This window comes from Streptomyces scabiei 87.22 (genome assembly GCF_000091305.1).
Classification (GTDB): Bacteria; Actinomycetota; Actinomycetes; order Streptomycetales; family Streptomycetaceae; genus Streptomyces; species Streptomyces scabiei.
On record NC_013929.1, the window covers coordinates 2470945 to 2485216 of the forward strand.

The window sequence follows — 14272 nt, forward strand, 5'->3', positions numbered from 1 at the left end:
AGCTGACGTGCTGGAGGAGCGGTACGGGCTCGTCGTGGACGTGGTCGAGCCGGTGCACATGGGCACCGACACGATCAACCGGCGGGTCCTGACCGACGACGGAATACGACTGTTCGTCAAGGAGTACCGGACGAACGCGGACCTGGAGGCAGCCCGCACCGCATGGGACATGTCGGAGTACTGCCGAGCCGCGCGACTTCCCATCCCCCGCGTCTGGGACGACGAGGACGGCAACCTCATCACGATCGCGCAGGGCAGCGCCTGGGCCGTGGTCGACGAGGCGCCCGGCCGCGTGACCTCCTCGGCGATGACGGTGCCCCTCGCCCGACATATCGGCACGGTGATGGGACGCATGCACCGGGTGCTGGCCGCCTACCCGCTGCCGCAGCGCGTGCAGCAGTCCCGCTGGCGGACAGGCACGGTCGAGGACGCGGTCGCCAAATGCGACACCGCGATGGCCACGGCCCTGCAGCAGGGGCATGAAAGTCTCGAGCACCTACGGATCGATCTCGATCAGCGGCGGGAGGACCTAAAGGATCACGTCCACCGGCTACGGAAGTACCTGCCCGGCACGATGGTGGAGCAGGCACTGCACGCGGACCTCAGCCGCACCAACTTGATCGTCCTCGCTGATGCCGTCACCGGTGTCATCGACTTCCGGGGCGCAACCGGCATACCGGCCTGGGAGCTGGGCCGGGCCGCGTTCGATCCGCGTACCGTGGCCACCAGTCCGGAATGGGTCGCCTGCGCGCTGGCGATGGTGAGCGCCTACCACGCAGAGAACCCCAGCCTCCCCCTCGTGGAAGTACGAGCCTGCGCCCGGATCGCATTGCTGTACATGCTGTTCAGCTTCTACGGAGCCACCACCGCCGAATACGACCTTCCTCCCGAAGCGGAAGCCGACCTGAAGCAGCACTGGAACGAGCGGCAAACCGCTATCCGCCGCTTGCTGAACAGCCTTTCCGACCTCGATGACGCGTTCGCCGGCCTCTCCCCGGACGGAGGCTGTTCGTGACGAACCAGCAGTCGCGCATCGGCTGGGCCCGGACGAGTGCCGACTCTGCTCGCCGAGCTGCTGCGGCGCCCCACCGGCGAGTCGTACCTGTACTCCCACTGGTGGGGCCAGGGCGACCTCGTCGGCTGGGACAACTTCGCCACGCTCCACACTGCTTTGCCCTGCGACAGCACCTGCCACCAGCGACTCCTGTACCGCACGTCCATCCGCTAGCGCCGCACTGCCCCTCCGCTCTTTCACGCGTACATGCAAGCCCTCGCCGAAGCCATAGCCAAGGCCGAGGTCGCGCTTCGGAGCCTTCTGTGAGCCGCCGGGGCGGAAGCTCGGCGTTTCGGCCAAGCCTCATGCCTCGCACACCTGTTGCTGGAGGCGGGTCGATGCATCGTCCACGCTCCGCCACGCGCTCAATCTCGGGATTTCGAAAGCGACCGAAACACATGTGTTCGATATCTCGGCCGGCTCGTTGAACCTCACGACCACGCCGAACGACCGTCAAGGGGGACCACGTTGACCTCGGCCGATACGCAAGAGCAGCAGAACACGGCGCCGCCTCCGCCACCGCCGGCGGACATCGCCTACAGCGGGCAGTACTCCGTCAACCCCCTCGCCGAGGTCTCCTTCCGGCGGATGTGCGCGCAGATCCCGGCCGTCCTGGGCCGGATCGCTCGGCTGTCGTGGCGGACCGACCGGCGCGCAGTGCAGCTCCTGCTCGGCTGCCAGGTGGTCACGGGCGTCTCCGCCGCCGTGCTGCTGGCCGCAACCGCCCGCGCCATGGAGCCCATCCTCGGGGACGGCTCCGCCGGTGAGAGGCTGCGCGGCGCCGTGCCCGCGCTGCTGGTGGTGGCGCTCGCCGCCGCGATGGGCCGCACCGCGGGGGCGGTGGCCACGTACGCCGAGCGACGGATCACCCCGCTGCTCACGACGGAGACGGACACTGCGCTGGTGGAGGCTGTGTGCCGGGTTGAGGCCGCAGCGTACGCGGAGGAGGGGTTCTCGGACCGGCACGAGGCAGCCGAAATGGGGGTGATCCGCACCCACGTGATGGTCACCGACGCCCAGCGATTCCTGTCCGCGCTGATCCGCATGGTCACCGCTGGCGGCGTGCTGTCGGTGCTGAACCCGCTGATGCTGCCATTGCTACTGCTCGCCGTGCTACCTGCCGGTGTCGGCGCCGTCCTGACCGCCCGAGTCGACTACGAGATCCACTACGCCAACGTCGCCGACCGCAACGTGCGCGGCATGATGCGCTGGTGGGCGACCACGCCGAAGTACGGCGACGAGGTCCGCGCCAACTCGATGACCGACTACCTCGTCTACTGGTACCGGGCCCTGTCCGACCGATGCGACCGGCGCACCCTGGCCGCCGCTCCGAGGACCCTGCGGATCGCCCTGCTCTCCTCGCTGGCCGGCGGTGTCTTCCTCGTCGCGACCTGGGCAGCCCTCGCATGGCTGGCCGTGACCGGCCGAATCGCACTCGCGGTCGCCGCCACGGCCGTCATCGCCGTCCAGACCACGCTCGCTGCGCTCTCCCAGGTCGTCATCAACGGCGCCGCTGTCTTCCACACCAGCCTGTACCTGAGCGACATGCAAGCCTTTCTCGACGACGCCGCCGCCCGCGCCCCCAAGCGCGGCCCCCGCGAACTCACCGCGCCGGTCGAGGAGATCCAGCTCGACGAGGTCGTCTACCAGTACCCGGGCAAGGACAAGCCCGCCGTGGACGGTGTCTCCCTCACCTTGGAGCGCGGCCAGATCCTCGCGATCGTGGGAGCGAACGGCTCGGGGAAGTCCACGCTCACCCGGCTGCTCACCGGGATCTACCTGCCCGACAAGGGCAAGGTCACCTGGAACGGCACCGACCTCGCCGCGGTCGACCCCGAGACCGTCTGGCGCTGCACTGGTCTCGTACCGCAGATCTTCGCCCAGTGGCCGCTGCGGGTCCGCGAGAACGTCACCCTCGGCCAGCCCCGTACCCACGACGACACCCCCGTATGGGAGGCCATCGACGCGGTCGGCCTGCGCGAAGCCGTTGAGGACCTCCCCGCGGGCCTGGACACCCTGCTGTCCCGCGAGGTCTTCGGCGGCTCGGAGCTCTCCGGCGGCCAGTGGCAGCGCATCGCCTGCTCCAGGGCCTTGTACCGCCGGCCCGGGCTGCTGATCCTCGACGAGCCCACCTCCCAGATGGACCCGCGCGGCGAGCACCAGATCTTCGAGCAGATCAAGGACATCGCCGCCGACCACGTCACCATCGTGGTCACCCACCGCCTGGAGAACACCAAGATCGCCGACCGGATCATCGTGATGGAAAACGGCCGGATCGCCGAACACGGAACGTACGACGAACTCGCCCACGGCGGCGGCCTATTCGCCGAACTCCTGGCCCTGTCCACCGACCGCTGACCCAACCGCCCTTGTTAGCCCCGTCCCGGCCCGGGGCGCGGCAGCCTCACTTGCCCGCCGTATGGATGGAGGATTTCGTGACCGCACCAGCTGTAACCACGTCCACGGCGGCGCTGCTCGTCAGCAAGGACGGCCGCTACCTGCTGCATCTGCGAGACGCCAACAAGAACATCTGCGCCGGGCAGTGGTCCCTGCCCGGCGGCCATCCCGAACCCGGCGAGAGTCTCGACGACGCGATCGCCCGCGAACTACTGGACGAGGCCGGCCTGCACATCCCCAGCCTCGTCCCTCTCGCCGTCATCGAGAACAGCGACGCCGACGACCTGCCCACCAGCCGGATCCAGGTATAGGTCGGAACGTGGAATGGCGACCCCGCACTGCTGTCCCTCACCGAGGGGATCATGCTGCGCTGGACCGATCCCGAGCAGATTCAGTATCTGACCATGGACCCCAAGACCACGGCCGTCATCCGCCACCACCAGGACGGCACACGTCCAGGCGACGGCGCCGTCGGCCAGCTGCCAGTACTCCGGGTGCACAACACCGGCACCAGGACAGTCCCGAACGTCATCGGTGTCCACCTGTATCTGGAGCGGGACGGCGAGATCCTGCTCGGGCTGCGGCATCCCGACTCCGCCTACGCGCCTTTGGAGCAGAACATCATCGTCCACTCCGTGGCCTTCACGTAGTGGCGGCGCATCGTCGTGGCCCGCTCGGCGAGTCCCCACCGGCAGCTGGCGTGGTGACCGCCTTGGCAGGCCGCAACCTGCACGGCACCGTTCTGGACCGGGCGACCGAGGCGCGGATGCACCGCGGGCTCGGCGAGCTGGCCGCCGCGTTCCGCCACAGCGCCCGGCCCCGCACACCCCCGCCGACCGCACCTCTCCCTCGGAGACGTTGGAGCGGCAAGATCGCCCTGCTCGACCTCGACCACACCACCACTGCGGAGGCCGCTAGCGACTCCGTCAAACTCGACCGCTGGTGCCTGCCCGCCGCCCCCGACCGGCAACAGCTGCTGGACGCCTACTGGCAGCAACGCGGGGAGCCGGCCGACCAGTTGTTCGATCAGCGCCTCGCCGCCTCCACCGCCGGGTCATCGCCTGTCGTACTTGCTGTACTGGCACGGCCATGACCCCGCCCAGCTCCCCGGGTGCACCACGGCCCTGCGAACCGAACTGGAGTGAACATGACCGCCAGCGAAACCGCCACCACTGCCGCCCCGGCTCCGACACCGGTCAGCGGGCCCGGTGTCCAGGTCGTCGCTGCACTGCTGCGGCGCGGCGACCACATCGTCCTGGTCCAGGAACAGCGTGACGGCAAGGAGATGTGGTCCATCTCCGGCGGCGGCGTCGAGCGCGGCGAACTCCTCGCCGAGGCCCTGGTCCGCGAGGTCAGGGAAGAGACCGGTCTGAACCTGACGGCGGTGGGCCCGCTGGCCTACCTCGTCAACACCACGACCGCCCGGTACCCCTCCACCGTGGTCGCGACTTTCGACTGCGCCGAGTGGGACGGCGAGATCGCGGTCCACGACCCGGACGGCAAAGTGACCGGCGCGGTCCTGCTATCGCTGGACAAGGCGAAGTCCGTCCTGGAGTCCTCCACCGCGACCCGACCCGAGATCGAACCCCTGCTGGACTACCTCGACAACCTCAGCTCCGGCCACGTGTGGTCCTACCGGGACGACCAGCCCATCGAATAGCCGTGCCCGGGGCGCCCCGCCCCGGGCGCTGGGAGCGTCAGAATTCCCCGGCCATCCCTCCAAGAAGCGACGCCAGATCTTCAGCCAGTGCGATCAAGTTCCGGTCCGAGTAGGTCGGCCCCACGAGCTGGACGCCAATCGGGAGCCCGTCCGCGTTTCGCGCAACAGGGATGACGAGGCTGGGCAGGCCGACGTGGCTGGTGAGGTTGGCCCAGCCGGCCTGGTCGAAGAAGCTTCGCTCGACGCCGTCGACCATGAGAGTGCGGGTGCCGGCCGGGATCGCCGCGGTGGGAGCGGCGGGGGTGATAAGGACATCGTGCTCGGCGTCGGCGAAGAACCGGTGCCACGCCCCTCGGAGCTGGAGGCGCTCCTCGTCTGCTCGGAGCCAGGCACGGTGTGTCTGGGTTCGGTGGCGGAGGAAGGTGGCCCGTGGGCTCGCGTCATTCTCGTGCAGGTCACGCGCTGCTGCGAGTTCGGCCGCGCCCGCTTCGTCGTCGGTGGCGGCCGTCGCGGTGGCATGGAGGAGCTGCTCGAAGAGGCGGAGAGAGTCGGCGAAGCCGACCGGCCCCACGGTGCGGCGGATGTCCGCTCCGGCGGAGGCCAGCGCCTGCTCGACGGTGGCGAGAGCATCGGCCGTTTCGCGGTCGACGGGGCAGCGAGCGTCCTCGGCCCATACCGCCACGCGGAGCTGGCCGACTACACGTCGCGCCGTGGGCAGGTTGACGCGCCAGGGGCTGTTTTCTGCGGGTGACGGGGTCGTCAGTGCGGCGAGGAGCAGGTCAAGGTCGCGGGGGTGGCGTGCCAGGGGGCCGGGGGTGACCATGTCGCTGCTGGTGATCCATCCTGGTGGGCGGGGGATGTGGCCGCGGGCCGGGATGAGTCCGTGCGTGGGGCGCAGGCCGTAGACGCCGCAGTAGTGAGCCGGAAGCCGAAGTGAGCCGGCGAGGTCGCTGCCGAGGTCGGCGGGGGTCAGGTGGGCGGCGACTGCGGCGGCGGGGCCGCCGGAGGAACCGCCGGCGGTGCGCTTGGGGTCGTGCGGGTTGAGCGTGGGCCCGAACAGGCTGTTGTCCGTGTGCAGGTCCTGGCAGTACGCCGGGGTGTTGGTCTTGCCCATGATCACGGCGCCTTGATGGCGAAGCCGAGCGACCGCGTCGGCGTCACGTTCGGGGATGTGATCCGCCAGGTCCTCGGCGCCGCTGGTGGTGCGCAGGCCGGCCGTCTCGAAGCTGTCCTTGATCGTGAGGGGAAGGCCGTCGAGGCTTCCCCTCTTCTCGTTGCGGGCGCGGCGTTCATCTGCCGCTTGTGCGGCGGCCCGGGCCGCCTCGTCGTCGCGGGTGATGACGGCGTTGACGTGGCTGGCGTTGATCCGGTCGAGGTGGAGGTCGAGCAGCTCGCGGCTGGAGATCTCGCGACGGTCCAGAGCCTGGAGCTGGACGTGAGCCGGTTGGTGGGTGAGATCGGTCGTCATGCGGAGCCTCGCTCAAGGTGGGCGGCTCGTGCGGGCTGGCGGGGCAGGTGGCGAGCGACGTCGAGGAGAGCGTCGATGTCGTCCATGGGACGGCTGGTCTGGCGTTCGGAGTCGGCGAATTCGGTGAGCTGGTCGGGTGCTGGGCGGGCGGCTTCGGCCCTGGCGGCGATTCCGGCAAGGATCTGGTCGGCCGTGACGGCGGCCGACAGTTCCTGTCCGTGAAGCCCTCGGGCCCGGTGGTGGGCTTCGCTGGCCTCGCGTACTGCGGCATCGAGGTACTGGCGGATCACGAACCGGCCGTCCCGGATTTCGACTGCTCGGCGGTAGAGCCGGATCGAGATACGGCGGAAGCGACGTCTTTGGGCCGGGTCGACTCGGTCGATCGGCAGCTCGATCTCGGGCGCTTCGCTGTAGAACGCCAGCCACAGGGGACGCAGGCCGTAGTAGCTGCGGTACTGCTTGATCCGGTACTGGACGCTCTGGGCCTGGTCGCTGATGGTGGGTACGAGCCAGCCGATGAGCGTGAGCATGGCTCCGACGTCGCCGCAGGTCCAGGCGAAGCCCTCCCACTCAGCGAGGGAGACGTCGAAGGCGCCGGCGATCACGTCGCCGATGCGGACCGCGCTGTATCCGAGGGTGACGGTGGCCCCTAGGGCAACGATGCGCAGGCCGACGCGGACGGATCCACGGGTGCTGCGGCGGGCCAGGTTCCAGCAGGCGCGGGCGAGGAACAGCTCCCCGACGGTGTACGCCGTGACGTACAGGGTGAGGTACGCGGCGTACCAGTCGTCGTGCGCGTAGTACAGCGTGAAGTCGGTCGGACGCGGCGCGCTGGGCGTCAGCAGGGCGAACAGCACCAACAGCCCTGCGATCACCGCGACGCCGGCCCCGAGCCACCGGCGACTTTGCTGGCGGGCGGTCTCGGGCGGGGATCCCCAGTAGGTGAGGACCACCTGCTGGCAGGCCAGGAGGGCGACAACGCAGCCTTGCGCGAGGGGCACGGAGAGGTTGACGGTGCCGAGCACGCGGTCGAGATAGTTCCACATCGGGGTGATGGAGAACAGGAACGACAGTCCTGACAGCAGGAAGACGGCGGCCAGCGCGGTGGAGGCGGGATCTCGGCGGCGGGTCAGCACGTCCCGCAGGAGGCAGAGGAAGCCGAGCGTGGCGACGACGAGGCTGATCGGATGGAGCAGGTCCTTCACGACCGGGCCTCCCGCCGGCGCAGAAGCGTGTGCGTGACCCGGTCCTGGACTTCGTCTCCGGAGGGCTCGTCGCTGCGCAGCCACCGGTCGATGATCCGGTGCTGGAGCAGCGAAGCGAGGAGTTCGGTGTCCCGCTCCTCGTCCTCGTCGTACTTGGTGCGTCCCAGCATCATCTGCACGGTGGCCGGGTCCACGCTGGTGATGAAGGCCGGGGCCAGCGCGGACACCGGGCGGTTTTCGTGGTGGCCGAGCAGGAGGTGGCTGAACTCGTGGGCGATGATGTGGTCTTGGTGCAGGGAGCTGGTCCGTGGGTCGTAGAACACGTGGACGGCACTCTCCGTGACGGCGCATGCCCCGCACACCGAAGGTGCCTGCTCTCGGGGCTCGAGGACCACCGTCCGTCCCGTGCGGCGAGAGACCTCGTCGCTGAGATCGCGGATATTGGTGACGTGCGGGAGCTTCAGCTCGGCCAGGAGGTCAGGCCGTCGCAGCCTACGTGCGGACCACATGAATTTTCCTTGATCACTTACTGAACTAGGGCCGTTTTACGCGCCAGTTGAGGGCGGCAGCCCTTCGGATTTCCGTACGCTCTCGACGATGCCCAGGACGGCATCCTTTCCGTCCGCGGATACGTCGGATAGACGAAGGAGAACGTTCTTGATCTTCGCGTCGCGAAGCAGTGCGAGCAACTCAAGCTCCTGCACAGTCTTTTCGGCGACAGCATCATCGAACCAATAGGCGGGATCCACACCGAAAAACCCTGCGAGCGCTTCAAGGTGACGCTTCGTCGGGTTATCGCGCTGCCCCGTCCGCAGGAGCCACAGATACTGGGCCGACAGCTTGCCCAGCCCTCGCTTCTCCATCAGTTCGGCCACTTCAGCGTTACTGAAGGGGCCGCGATCGGGCGGGTGCACCGTGTCGAACAAGCGGTTTAGGCGGTCCATGAGCCCCTTGGGGTTCACCTGGCCTTCGGTGGATTCTTTCATGATCCTTTCCTGGGTGGGCTTCGTCGTCACTCCAACCACCCTACCTCGCCATAAACGCCAGTTGACGGGCCGATCCCGTGTATGGAAAGTTTCTACCTCGCCAGCACGATGTGGCGTGCACCGCCTGCTTCAGGTCGGCCTGTCCGTTTCTACCGGCAGGAGTATGCCGGGTGACGTGGCGCGAGCCACATTCACCCAGCGACATACATCACGTCTGGCGCGCAAGGATTTGATCTTCGACCGAAAAGCGTGGAGGCGACAGTGGAAAACCCTCATTCACATCGCCTTTTCGCTGCGGGAAATACCAGACACCCGCCCCAATTCGGACACAATGGCACGCTCTCGGCGTTCAGGGCAACCGCGGCAACGGTGCTCCTTGACGCGGGAGGGCGGCCTGCATTGAGTCCCGCAAATGACTCCGGCGGCAGATCATACAGTGACTCTCTGCAACCAGTACAGAGTTTAAGAACCAAGTCTGGATCTTGACACGGGTCCGTGCGTATGTTCGTCGTCCCCGGGCATCCCGCCCGCGATGACGGACGTGAGGAGCCTGCAAGCACGGACCGGACCGAGAAGGTCCCGTAATACAGCGACGGCGCCCGAGAGCGGTAACTCACGGACGCCGAACGCTAAGCGGCATACCCGCCCCGGCAAGGGCGGAGATTGCCCACCATCACCACGCTGAGTCCTTCCAAGGGGCGCGTCAGCGTGGCAACACTGCAACGGGGAGTATCGCATGCCTCCTGCCCTGCGCAAAAGGCCCTTCCGCCTGGCCTGCGCGGCAGCCACCTCCGCCTCGGCGCCTCAGCGCCCCGAGCCGGAACACACCATCCCGGCCCTCTCGCGCCACCGGCCCCACCTGCTCATCGGGAGCGGCCGATGAGCAGCGAAGCCCGCGACTGGGTGTGGGAGCACAGCACCAGCCGGGGAACCGCGCGTCTGGTCCTGCTGTCGATCGCCGACCGGGTGACTGACGAGCAGTGCGTCTCCTGGGCCTCGCTGTCGAGCCTGGCCAAGCGCACGCGCGCGTCCGTCTCCACGGTGCGCGAGGCCATCGACCGTCTGGTCCACGCCGGTGAGCTGGAGCAGCTCGACGACCTCACCGGCCCGCAGCGCAGCACCGTCTACCGTCTCCCCCTCGCCGCCAAGGCCGTGGCAGAGACCGCCGAGGACGAGGAAGCCGACCAGACGTCGGCGGAGGGACCCGACGCCACGCCAGCGCTGCGGATCTCGGCCCTGCGGCGGTGCGGAATCCGCCCCCGTGAGGTGCCGGAATCCCCCGCGAGGGTCCGGAAACCGGCAGTGCCGGAAACCGGCAGGTCCCGACGGAAACCGGCACGTCGACGTACCGGAAACCGGCACAGCGATGTACCGGAAACCGGCACACAGAACCGTAGTGAACCGGATTTGAACCGTAGGTACAGCAGTGGTGGTGCTGCCGTCCTCTCGGCTGCCGAGTGGCAGGTCGACCCCGCCACCCACGCCTGGGCCCGCCAGCAGGGGCACCTCGACCGTCTCGGCGAGCAGGGCCTGCAGGCTGCCGACGCGAAGTGGCGTGCCCACCGGGCCGCCTTCAAGCCGAGGCCGGCGGATGCATGGGCTGCTGACTGGCGCTCCTGGGTCGCCCGAGAGCACGCCCCGGGTCGCCCGAACCTCTACGCCGTGCCCGGCAAGGCCACGGCCGCGCCGGGCGGCATGACGCGGGCCGAGGCCCACACCGCTGCCCTTCTCGCCGCTCTCGACGAGCCGACCGGAACGGAGGGCTGACCGTGGACCGCCGCGAAACCGCCGCCCTGCTGGCCTACATCGGCCGACTCGACCCCCGCACCATCCGCACCGACCAGGGCGAGGCCCGCGACCAGCTCGCCCAGTGGCACGAGCTGCTCGGCGACGTGCCGATGGCCACCCCGCACGGCTGGGACGCCCGCGTCGCCGCCCGCCAGCACATCCGTACCTCGCCGTACCAGATCCTGCCCGCGGACGTCGTCCGTCCCTGGGAGAGCTACCGGCGCGACCGCCTGGCCCGGCACTGCGATCCCACGCCGTCCGTCGACCCGGACGACCAGGCTGCCTGGACCGCCGAGCTGGTCGGCACCCGCCGCGCGGTCGCCGCCGGCACCGCGCAACCTGCGCAGGCTCGGGCGATCACCAGCGGTCGCGACGGGATCGACCCGAAGCTGGAGGCGAGACTGCGGCAGATCGGTTCCTGCATCCCGCCCACCGCACGTGCCGCCCTCGCGCCCTACCGGCCCGCCCGAGCAGCCCGCGAGGCGGCCGTCGCCCAGGGGCAGCCCGACGCCCTGAGCGTCCGGTGCGAGTGGTGCCTGGCCCAGCCCGGCGAACCGTGCCGTCGCCGCCGGATCGGCCCCGATGACGGAGTGCGTACCACCGCCCCGCGCGCCACCCCGCATCCCGGCCGCCTCGACCTCGCCGCCGCCCAGCAGGCCCAGCCGACGGAGCAGGTTCAGCAGCCCGCCATGCCCTGACCGGCACATCCGGCGTGTGCATCCCCTCCGGTGCACCGCCACCCCGCCCCCCTCGGCCCGCCCCGGCTGCGACGCAGCCCTCCCGCCTCAGCCGGAACCGACGCCGCGCCCGCCGAGCACCGCCCCGGCCGGCAGACGCGGCAGCACATCGGAGAACCCCTTGCGCCACATCACCACCCACGACACGCCGCCCACCGGCCTGCGCGGCATCGGAGACACCAGCTGGCACACCCGCGGAGCGTGCCACGGCATGGACGTCGAGGACGCCGACGCGGTGTTCTTCCCCGGGCCCCGGGACCACGAAGACATCGCGGAGGCGAAGGAGCTGTGCGGCTGGTGCCCGGTGCGCCGCGACTGCCTCGACTTCGCCCTGGAGAACGTCCTCAAGGAGGGCATCTGGGGCGGCCTCACCGAAGCCGAGCGGCGCCCCCTGCACGACGGACTGCACCGGCGCCTCGACTACCGGCGCGTGACGGCCTTCTTCCAGGGACGCGACGTGCATCTGACCGAGGCCGAGCGACAGGTCGTCATCGACCACGCCTACGTACGCGGCTGGCGGCCCGACCGGCTCGCCGCAGCCCTGCAGATCAGCCACAAGCACGCCCGTGACCTGCTCCGGCAGGCCGCCAACAAGGTCTTCGACCGCGACCGCACCTACGGCGTGCCGCGGCCCAAGAAGAAGCGGAAGAAGGCGACCCCGTCAACCGGCGGCCCCGCGCCTGCCGCACCCGGCGCACCCGGCGCACAGCAGCCGGTAGCCCGACCAGCGACGCCGGCCTCAGCGGCTCCGGAAGCGGCCAGCGGTTCTACCCCGCCGGCCGACGCCGGCCCCACCAAGGGTGTGCGCAGGACGGTCCCCGCAAGTTCCGGCCCCACCGCCCCGCCAGACCCGCCAGACCCGCCAGACCCGCCACCGCAAGAACGGTGCCACTCCTCGCCCCCGGTCAAGCCCATCGAAGATCGGGCAGCGGGGCCTGGAGTCACCCGACGCGAAAGCTGGGACCAACTCTCCTTCCCGGAAGCGCCCTTGGCGCACGCCCCTGTTGGAAAGGCTGCATGACACACCTCATCCCGGTGTCCTTCGGTACCACCCCGCATCCGTCCTTGCTCGTCGGCATCGGCACCGCAGTCGCCGTGTTCGCCCTGGCCCTGACCGTCTGGGCGATCCGGCGCCGGGCCGCGCGTACGCAGAAACGTCTCGGCAATCCGACCGTGCTGGTTGCAGCACTCGCCGCGCTGGGCTGCACCGTCTACAGCGCGGAAACCAGCTGGAGCTTCGCCGCCGACTACCTCGACATTGCAGGCACCGCCGAGCGGGCTTCCATGTTCGCCGCTGCGGAACTTGGGCTCTTCGCGACCGCGCTGATGGCACGCCAGAACCTGGCCACCCAGGGGGCACCCGGGGCGCCGGGCACCCTGGTGTGGGTCATCACCGGCGTGCAGGTGATCCCCGCCTACGCCGAGAGCGGCCCCATCGGCGGCACCGTCCGCGCCTTCGTCGGCCCGGTCCTGGCCGCGGTGCTCTGGCACCTCGCGATGGGGATCGAGCTGCGCCTGCGCACCCCGGGTGCCGCCTCCCACGGAGTGATCGCCATCCTGAGCAGGGAGGCACGCGAGCGGCTCCTGTCCCGACTCGGCATCGCCGCACGAGACCGCGACGCTGCGCAGATCACACGGGATCGGGCGACCACCCGCGCGGTCGCGCTCGCCGCCCGCCTCGCCGAGCGCACACCCGAGCAGCAGCGGAGCTGGCGCGGCCAGCGGCTCACACGGCGCCTGTCGAAGGCGGTCGGCAGGGCCTCGGTCGGCACCGACGCCCGCCAGCGCGCGCAGCTGCTCGACCAGCTCGCCGCCCGCCGGCACGCACTCGCGCTCGCTACGGTCCCGCTGCCCTCGCCCTGGTCCCCGGCGCACAGCACCGCAACGGCGGCCACGGTCCCCTCGCAGTCGGCCTCCAAGGCGCCGGTCCCCGTAGCAGGTCCCCACGGTCCCAACGAGTCGGACGGGGACCGGGGACCGAGCGCCCCGAGGGGACCGGTCCCCGAGATTGCGGACTCGAAGACGTCCGCAGGCGCGGGGACCGAAGGCGAGAACGCGGGGACCAGGGTGCGGACCGAGACCCTCCAAGCAGGCGCGGTCACGGGGACCGGTCCCGCCAATCCGGAAGCCGCGGAGGGGGGCGCCCGAGGCATGGGGACCGAGCGTCTGACGCGAGAAGCGCCTGCTCAGGACCCTGAGTCGCGTCGGGGACCGAAGGCCGCCGAGTCGGGGACCGAGCCCACCGGGGACCGGGGACCGACCACCGCCGACACGGGGACCGAGCCCACCGGAGACCGGGGACCGACCACCGCCGACACGGGGACCGAGCCCACCGGAGACCGGGGACCGACCACCGCCGACACGGGGACCGAGCCCACCGGAGACCGGGGACACAAGGTGCCCCTCCGGCGGAAGACGACCACGCAGACCAGGACGAAGAACAAGGGGAAGCGCGGCCGGTCCCGCACCCCGCAGACACAGCGCCCGCCACGCGAGCTGGAGCAGTCGGTGGACCAGCTCGTCCAGCAGGTCCGCCCCCACGTCCCCGCCCTGCTCGAACGGGACGGCAACGAGTCCATCACCCGAGTCCAGCTGCGGGAGATCCTCCGCCGCGAGGGCCTGAAGGGCGGCCGGAACGACCGGCTGAGCCTCGTCCTCCAGGAACTGCGGAGCGACGACACCACGAAGACAAGGAGCACCGCCCGATGAAGACCTGCCACCAGTTCGACACCGTCCGCGCGGAGTACGAACGGGAGATCGGCTTCATGCTCGCCCACTCCCAGCGGCACGAAGGCAGATCGGCGGCAAAGTCCAGCGCAAAGCAGGCTGCCTCGACGAAGCAGCGGATGGCCCGGGCGCTCAACAGCCACGTCGGGCGCTGCCCCGAGTGCGGCTGAACCGGCAAAACCCCAGCTCAGCACCCCTATCCGCAACGGGTGGCCCGGCTCCGTGCCGGGCCACCGTCCCACTCCAGGAG

Annotated in this window: 15 protein-coding genes and 1 pseudogene; 12 read left to right on the forward strand and 4 right to left on the reverse strand. The window is 70.0% G+C overall.

From position 1 onward, the window contains the following. Positions 1-34: 34 nt before the first annotated feature. The 7 genes from SCAB_RS10235 (at position 35) to SCAB_RS10255 (ending at position 5111) form a co-directional block, all read left to right on the forward strand. Positions 35-1015 (forward strand): phosphotransferase enzyme family protein, encoded by a 981-nt coding sequence (locus SCAB_RS10235; RefSeq protein ID WP_231884944.1) that lies wholly within the window; start codon positions 35-37, stop codon positions 1013-1015. A 36-nt stretch (positions 1016-1051) separates the two neighbouring features. Beyond that, a complete protein-coding gene (locus SCAB_RS44645; protein ID WP_078580092.1) occupies positions 1052-1228 on the forward strand; it encodes a TauD/TfdA family dioxygenase in 177 nt (58 codons plus the stop codon). 294 nt (positions 1229-1522) lie between these two features. Continuing rightward, positions 1523-3412, forward strand: coding sequence for an ATP-binding cassette domain-containing protein (locus SCAB_RS10240; RefSeq protein WP_012999997.1), 1890 nt, complete (start codon positions 1523-1525; stop codon positions 3410-3412). A 77-nt stretch (positions 3413-3489) separates the two neighbouring features. Then, positions 3490-3762: an NUDIX domain-containing protein gene (locus SCAB_RS43720; RefSeq protein ID WP_049875687.1), complete on the forward strand. Its 273-nt coding sequence runs from the start codon at positions 3490-3492 to the stop codon at positions 3760-3762. Positions 3763-3813: 51 nt separating this feature from the next. Then, entirely contained in the window at positions 3814-4101 is a 288-nt protein-coding gene (locus SCAB_RS43725; RefSeq protein ID WP_012999999.1) for a hypothetical protein, read from the forward strand. A gap of 62 nt (positions 4102-4163) precedes the next feature. Next, positions 4164-4544 (forward strand): hypothetical protein, encoded by a 381-nt coding sequence (locus SCAB_RS10250; RefSeq protein ID WP_148274191.1) that lies wholly within the window; start codon positions 4164-4166, stop codon positions 4542-4544. Between the two features lie 54 nt (positions 4545-4598). Then, complete coding sequence (locus SCAB_RS10255) at positions 4599-5111, forward strand: NUDIX domain-containing protein (protein WP_041670503.1); 513 nt, start codon at positions 4599-4601, stop codon at positions 5109-5111. A gap of 37 nt (positions 5112-5148) precedes the next feature. On the opposite strand, the gene SCAB_RS10260 is transcribed toward SCAB_RS10255, so the two are convergent. Genes SCAB_RS10260 through SCAB_RS10275 form a run of 4 tightly spaced genes read right to left on the reverse strand, consistent with a single transcriptional unit; the run spans position 5149 to position 8800 of the window. Further along, positions 5149-6579, reverse strand: coding sequence for an amidase family protein (locus SCAB_RS10260; protein ID WP_013000002.1), 1431 nt, complete (start codon positions 6577-6579; stop codon positions 5149-5151). Further along, positions 6576-7784, reverse strand: a complete 1209-nt coding sequence (locus SCAB_RS10265; RefSeq protein ID WP_013000003.1) for an MAB_1171c family putative transporter — start codon at positions 7782-7784, stop codon at positions 6576-6578. Before SCAB_RS10265 ends, SCAB_RS10260 begins: the two co-directional genes overlap by 4 nt. Beyond that, positions 7781-8293 carry a hypothetical protein gene (locus tag SCAB_RS48365; protein WP_231884947.1) on the reverse strand — a complete coding sequence of 171 codons (513 nt, stop codon included), beginning with the start codon at positions 8291-8293 and terminating at the stop codon, positions 7781-7783. The genes SCAB_RS10265 and SCAB_RS48365 overlap by 4 nt, the downstream gene beginning before the upstream one ends. Before the next feature lie 36 nt (positions 8294-8329). Next, a complete protein-coding gene (locus SCAB_RS10275) occupies positions 8330-8800 on the reverse strand; it encodes an XRE family transcriptional regulator (protein WP_231884949.1) in 471 nt (156 codons plus the stop codon). An 849-nt stretch (positions 8801-9649) separates the two neighbouring features. Between SCAB_RS10275 and SCAB_RS10280 the strand changes: the two genes are divergently transcribed. The 5 genes and pseudogenes from SCAB_RS10280 (at position 9650) to SCAB_RS10300 (ending at position 14192) form a co-directional block, all read left to right on the forward strand. Further along, positions 9650-10537, forward strand: coding sequence for a helix-turn-helix domain-containing protein (locus tag SCAB_RS10280; protein ID WP_013000006.1), 888 nt, complete (start codon positions 9650-9652; stop codon positions 10535-10537). Between the two features lie 2 nt (positions 10538-10539). Beyond that, positions 10540-11256 carry a zinc finger domain-containing protein gene (locus tag SCAB_RS10285; RefSeq protein WP_013000007.1) on the forward strand — a complete coding sequence of 239 codons (717 nt, stop codon included), beginning with the start codon at positions 10540-10542 and terminating at the stop codon, positions 11254-11256. 160 nt (positions 11257-11416) lie between these two features. Next, a pseudogene (locus SCAB_RS10290) lies at positions 11417-12040 on the forward strand (WhiB family transcriptional regulator); the annotation flags it as partial. Positions 12041-12312: 272 nt separating this feature from the next. Further along, entirely contained in the window at positions 12313-14004 is a 1692-nt protein-coding gene (locus SCAB_RS10295) for a collagen-like domain-containing protein (protein ID WP_013000009.1), read from the forward strand. Continuing rightward, complete coding sequence (locus SCAB_RS10300; RefSeq protein WP_013000010.1) at positions 14001-14192, forward strand: hypothetical protein; 192 nt, start codon at positions 14001-14003, stop codon at positions 14190-14192. Before SCAB_RS10295 ends, SCAB_RS10300 begins: the two co-directional genes overlap by 4 nt. Positions 14193-14272: the final 80 nt, after the last annotated feature.

Excerpts from the sequence above, each read along its gene's own strand:
- SCAB_RS43725 (WP_012999999.1), top strand. The coding sequence starts at position 3,814 with ATGCTGCGCTGGACCGATCCCGAGCAGATTCAGTATCTGACCATGGAC.
- SCAB_RS10255 (WP_041670503.1), top strand. The coding sequence starts at position 4,599 with ATGACCGCCAGCGAAACCGCCACCACTGCCGCCCCGGCTCCGACACCG.
- SCAB_RS10260 (WP_013000002.1), bottom strand. The coding sequence starts at position 6,579 with ATGACGACCGATCTCACCCACCAACCGGCTCACGTCCAGCTCCAGGCT.
- SCAB_RS48365 (WP_231884947.1), bottom strand. The coding sequence starts at position 8,293 with ATGTGGTCCGCACGTAGGCTGCGACGGCCTGACCTCCTGGCCGAGCTG.
- SCAB_RS10280 (WP_013000006.1), top strand. The coding sequence starts at position 9,650 with ATGAGCAGCGAAGCCCGCGACTGGGTGTGGGAGCACAGCACCAGCCGG.
- SCAB_RS10295 (WP_013000009.1), top strand. The coding sequence starts at position 12,313 with ATGACACACCTCATCCCGGTGTCCTTCGGTACCACCCCGCATCCGTCC.
- SCAB_RS10300 (WP_013000010.1), top strand. The coding sequence starts at position 14,001 with ATGAAGACCTGCCACCAGTTCGACACCGTCCGCGCGGAGTACGAACGG.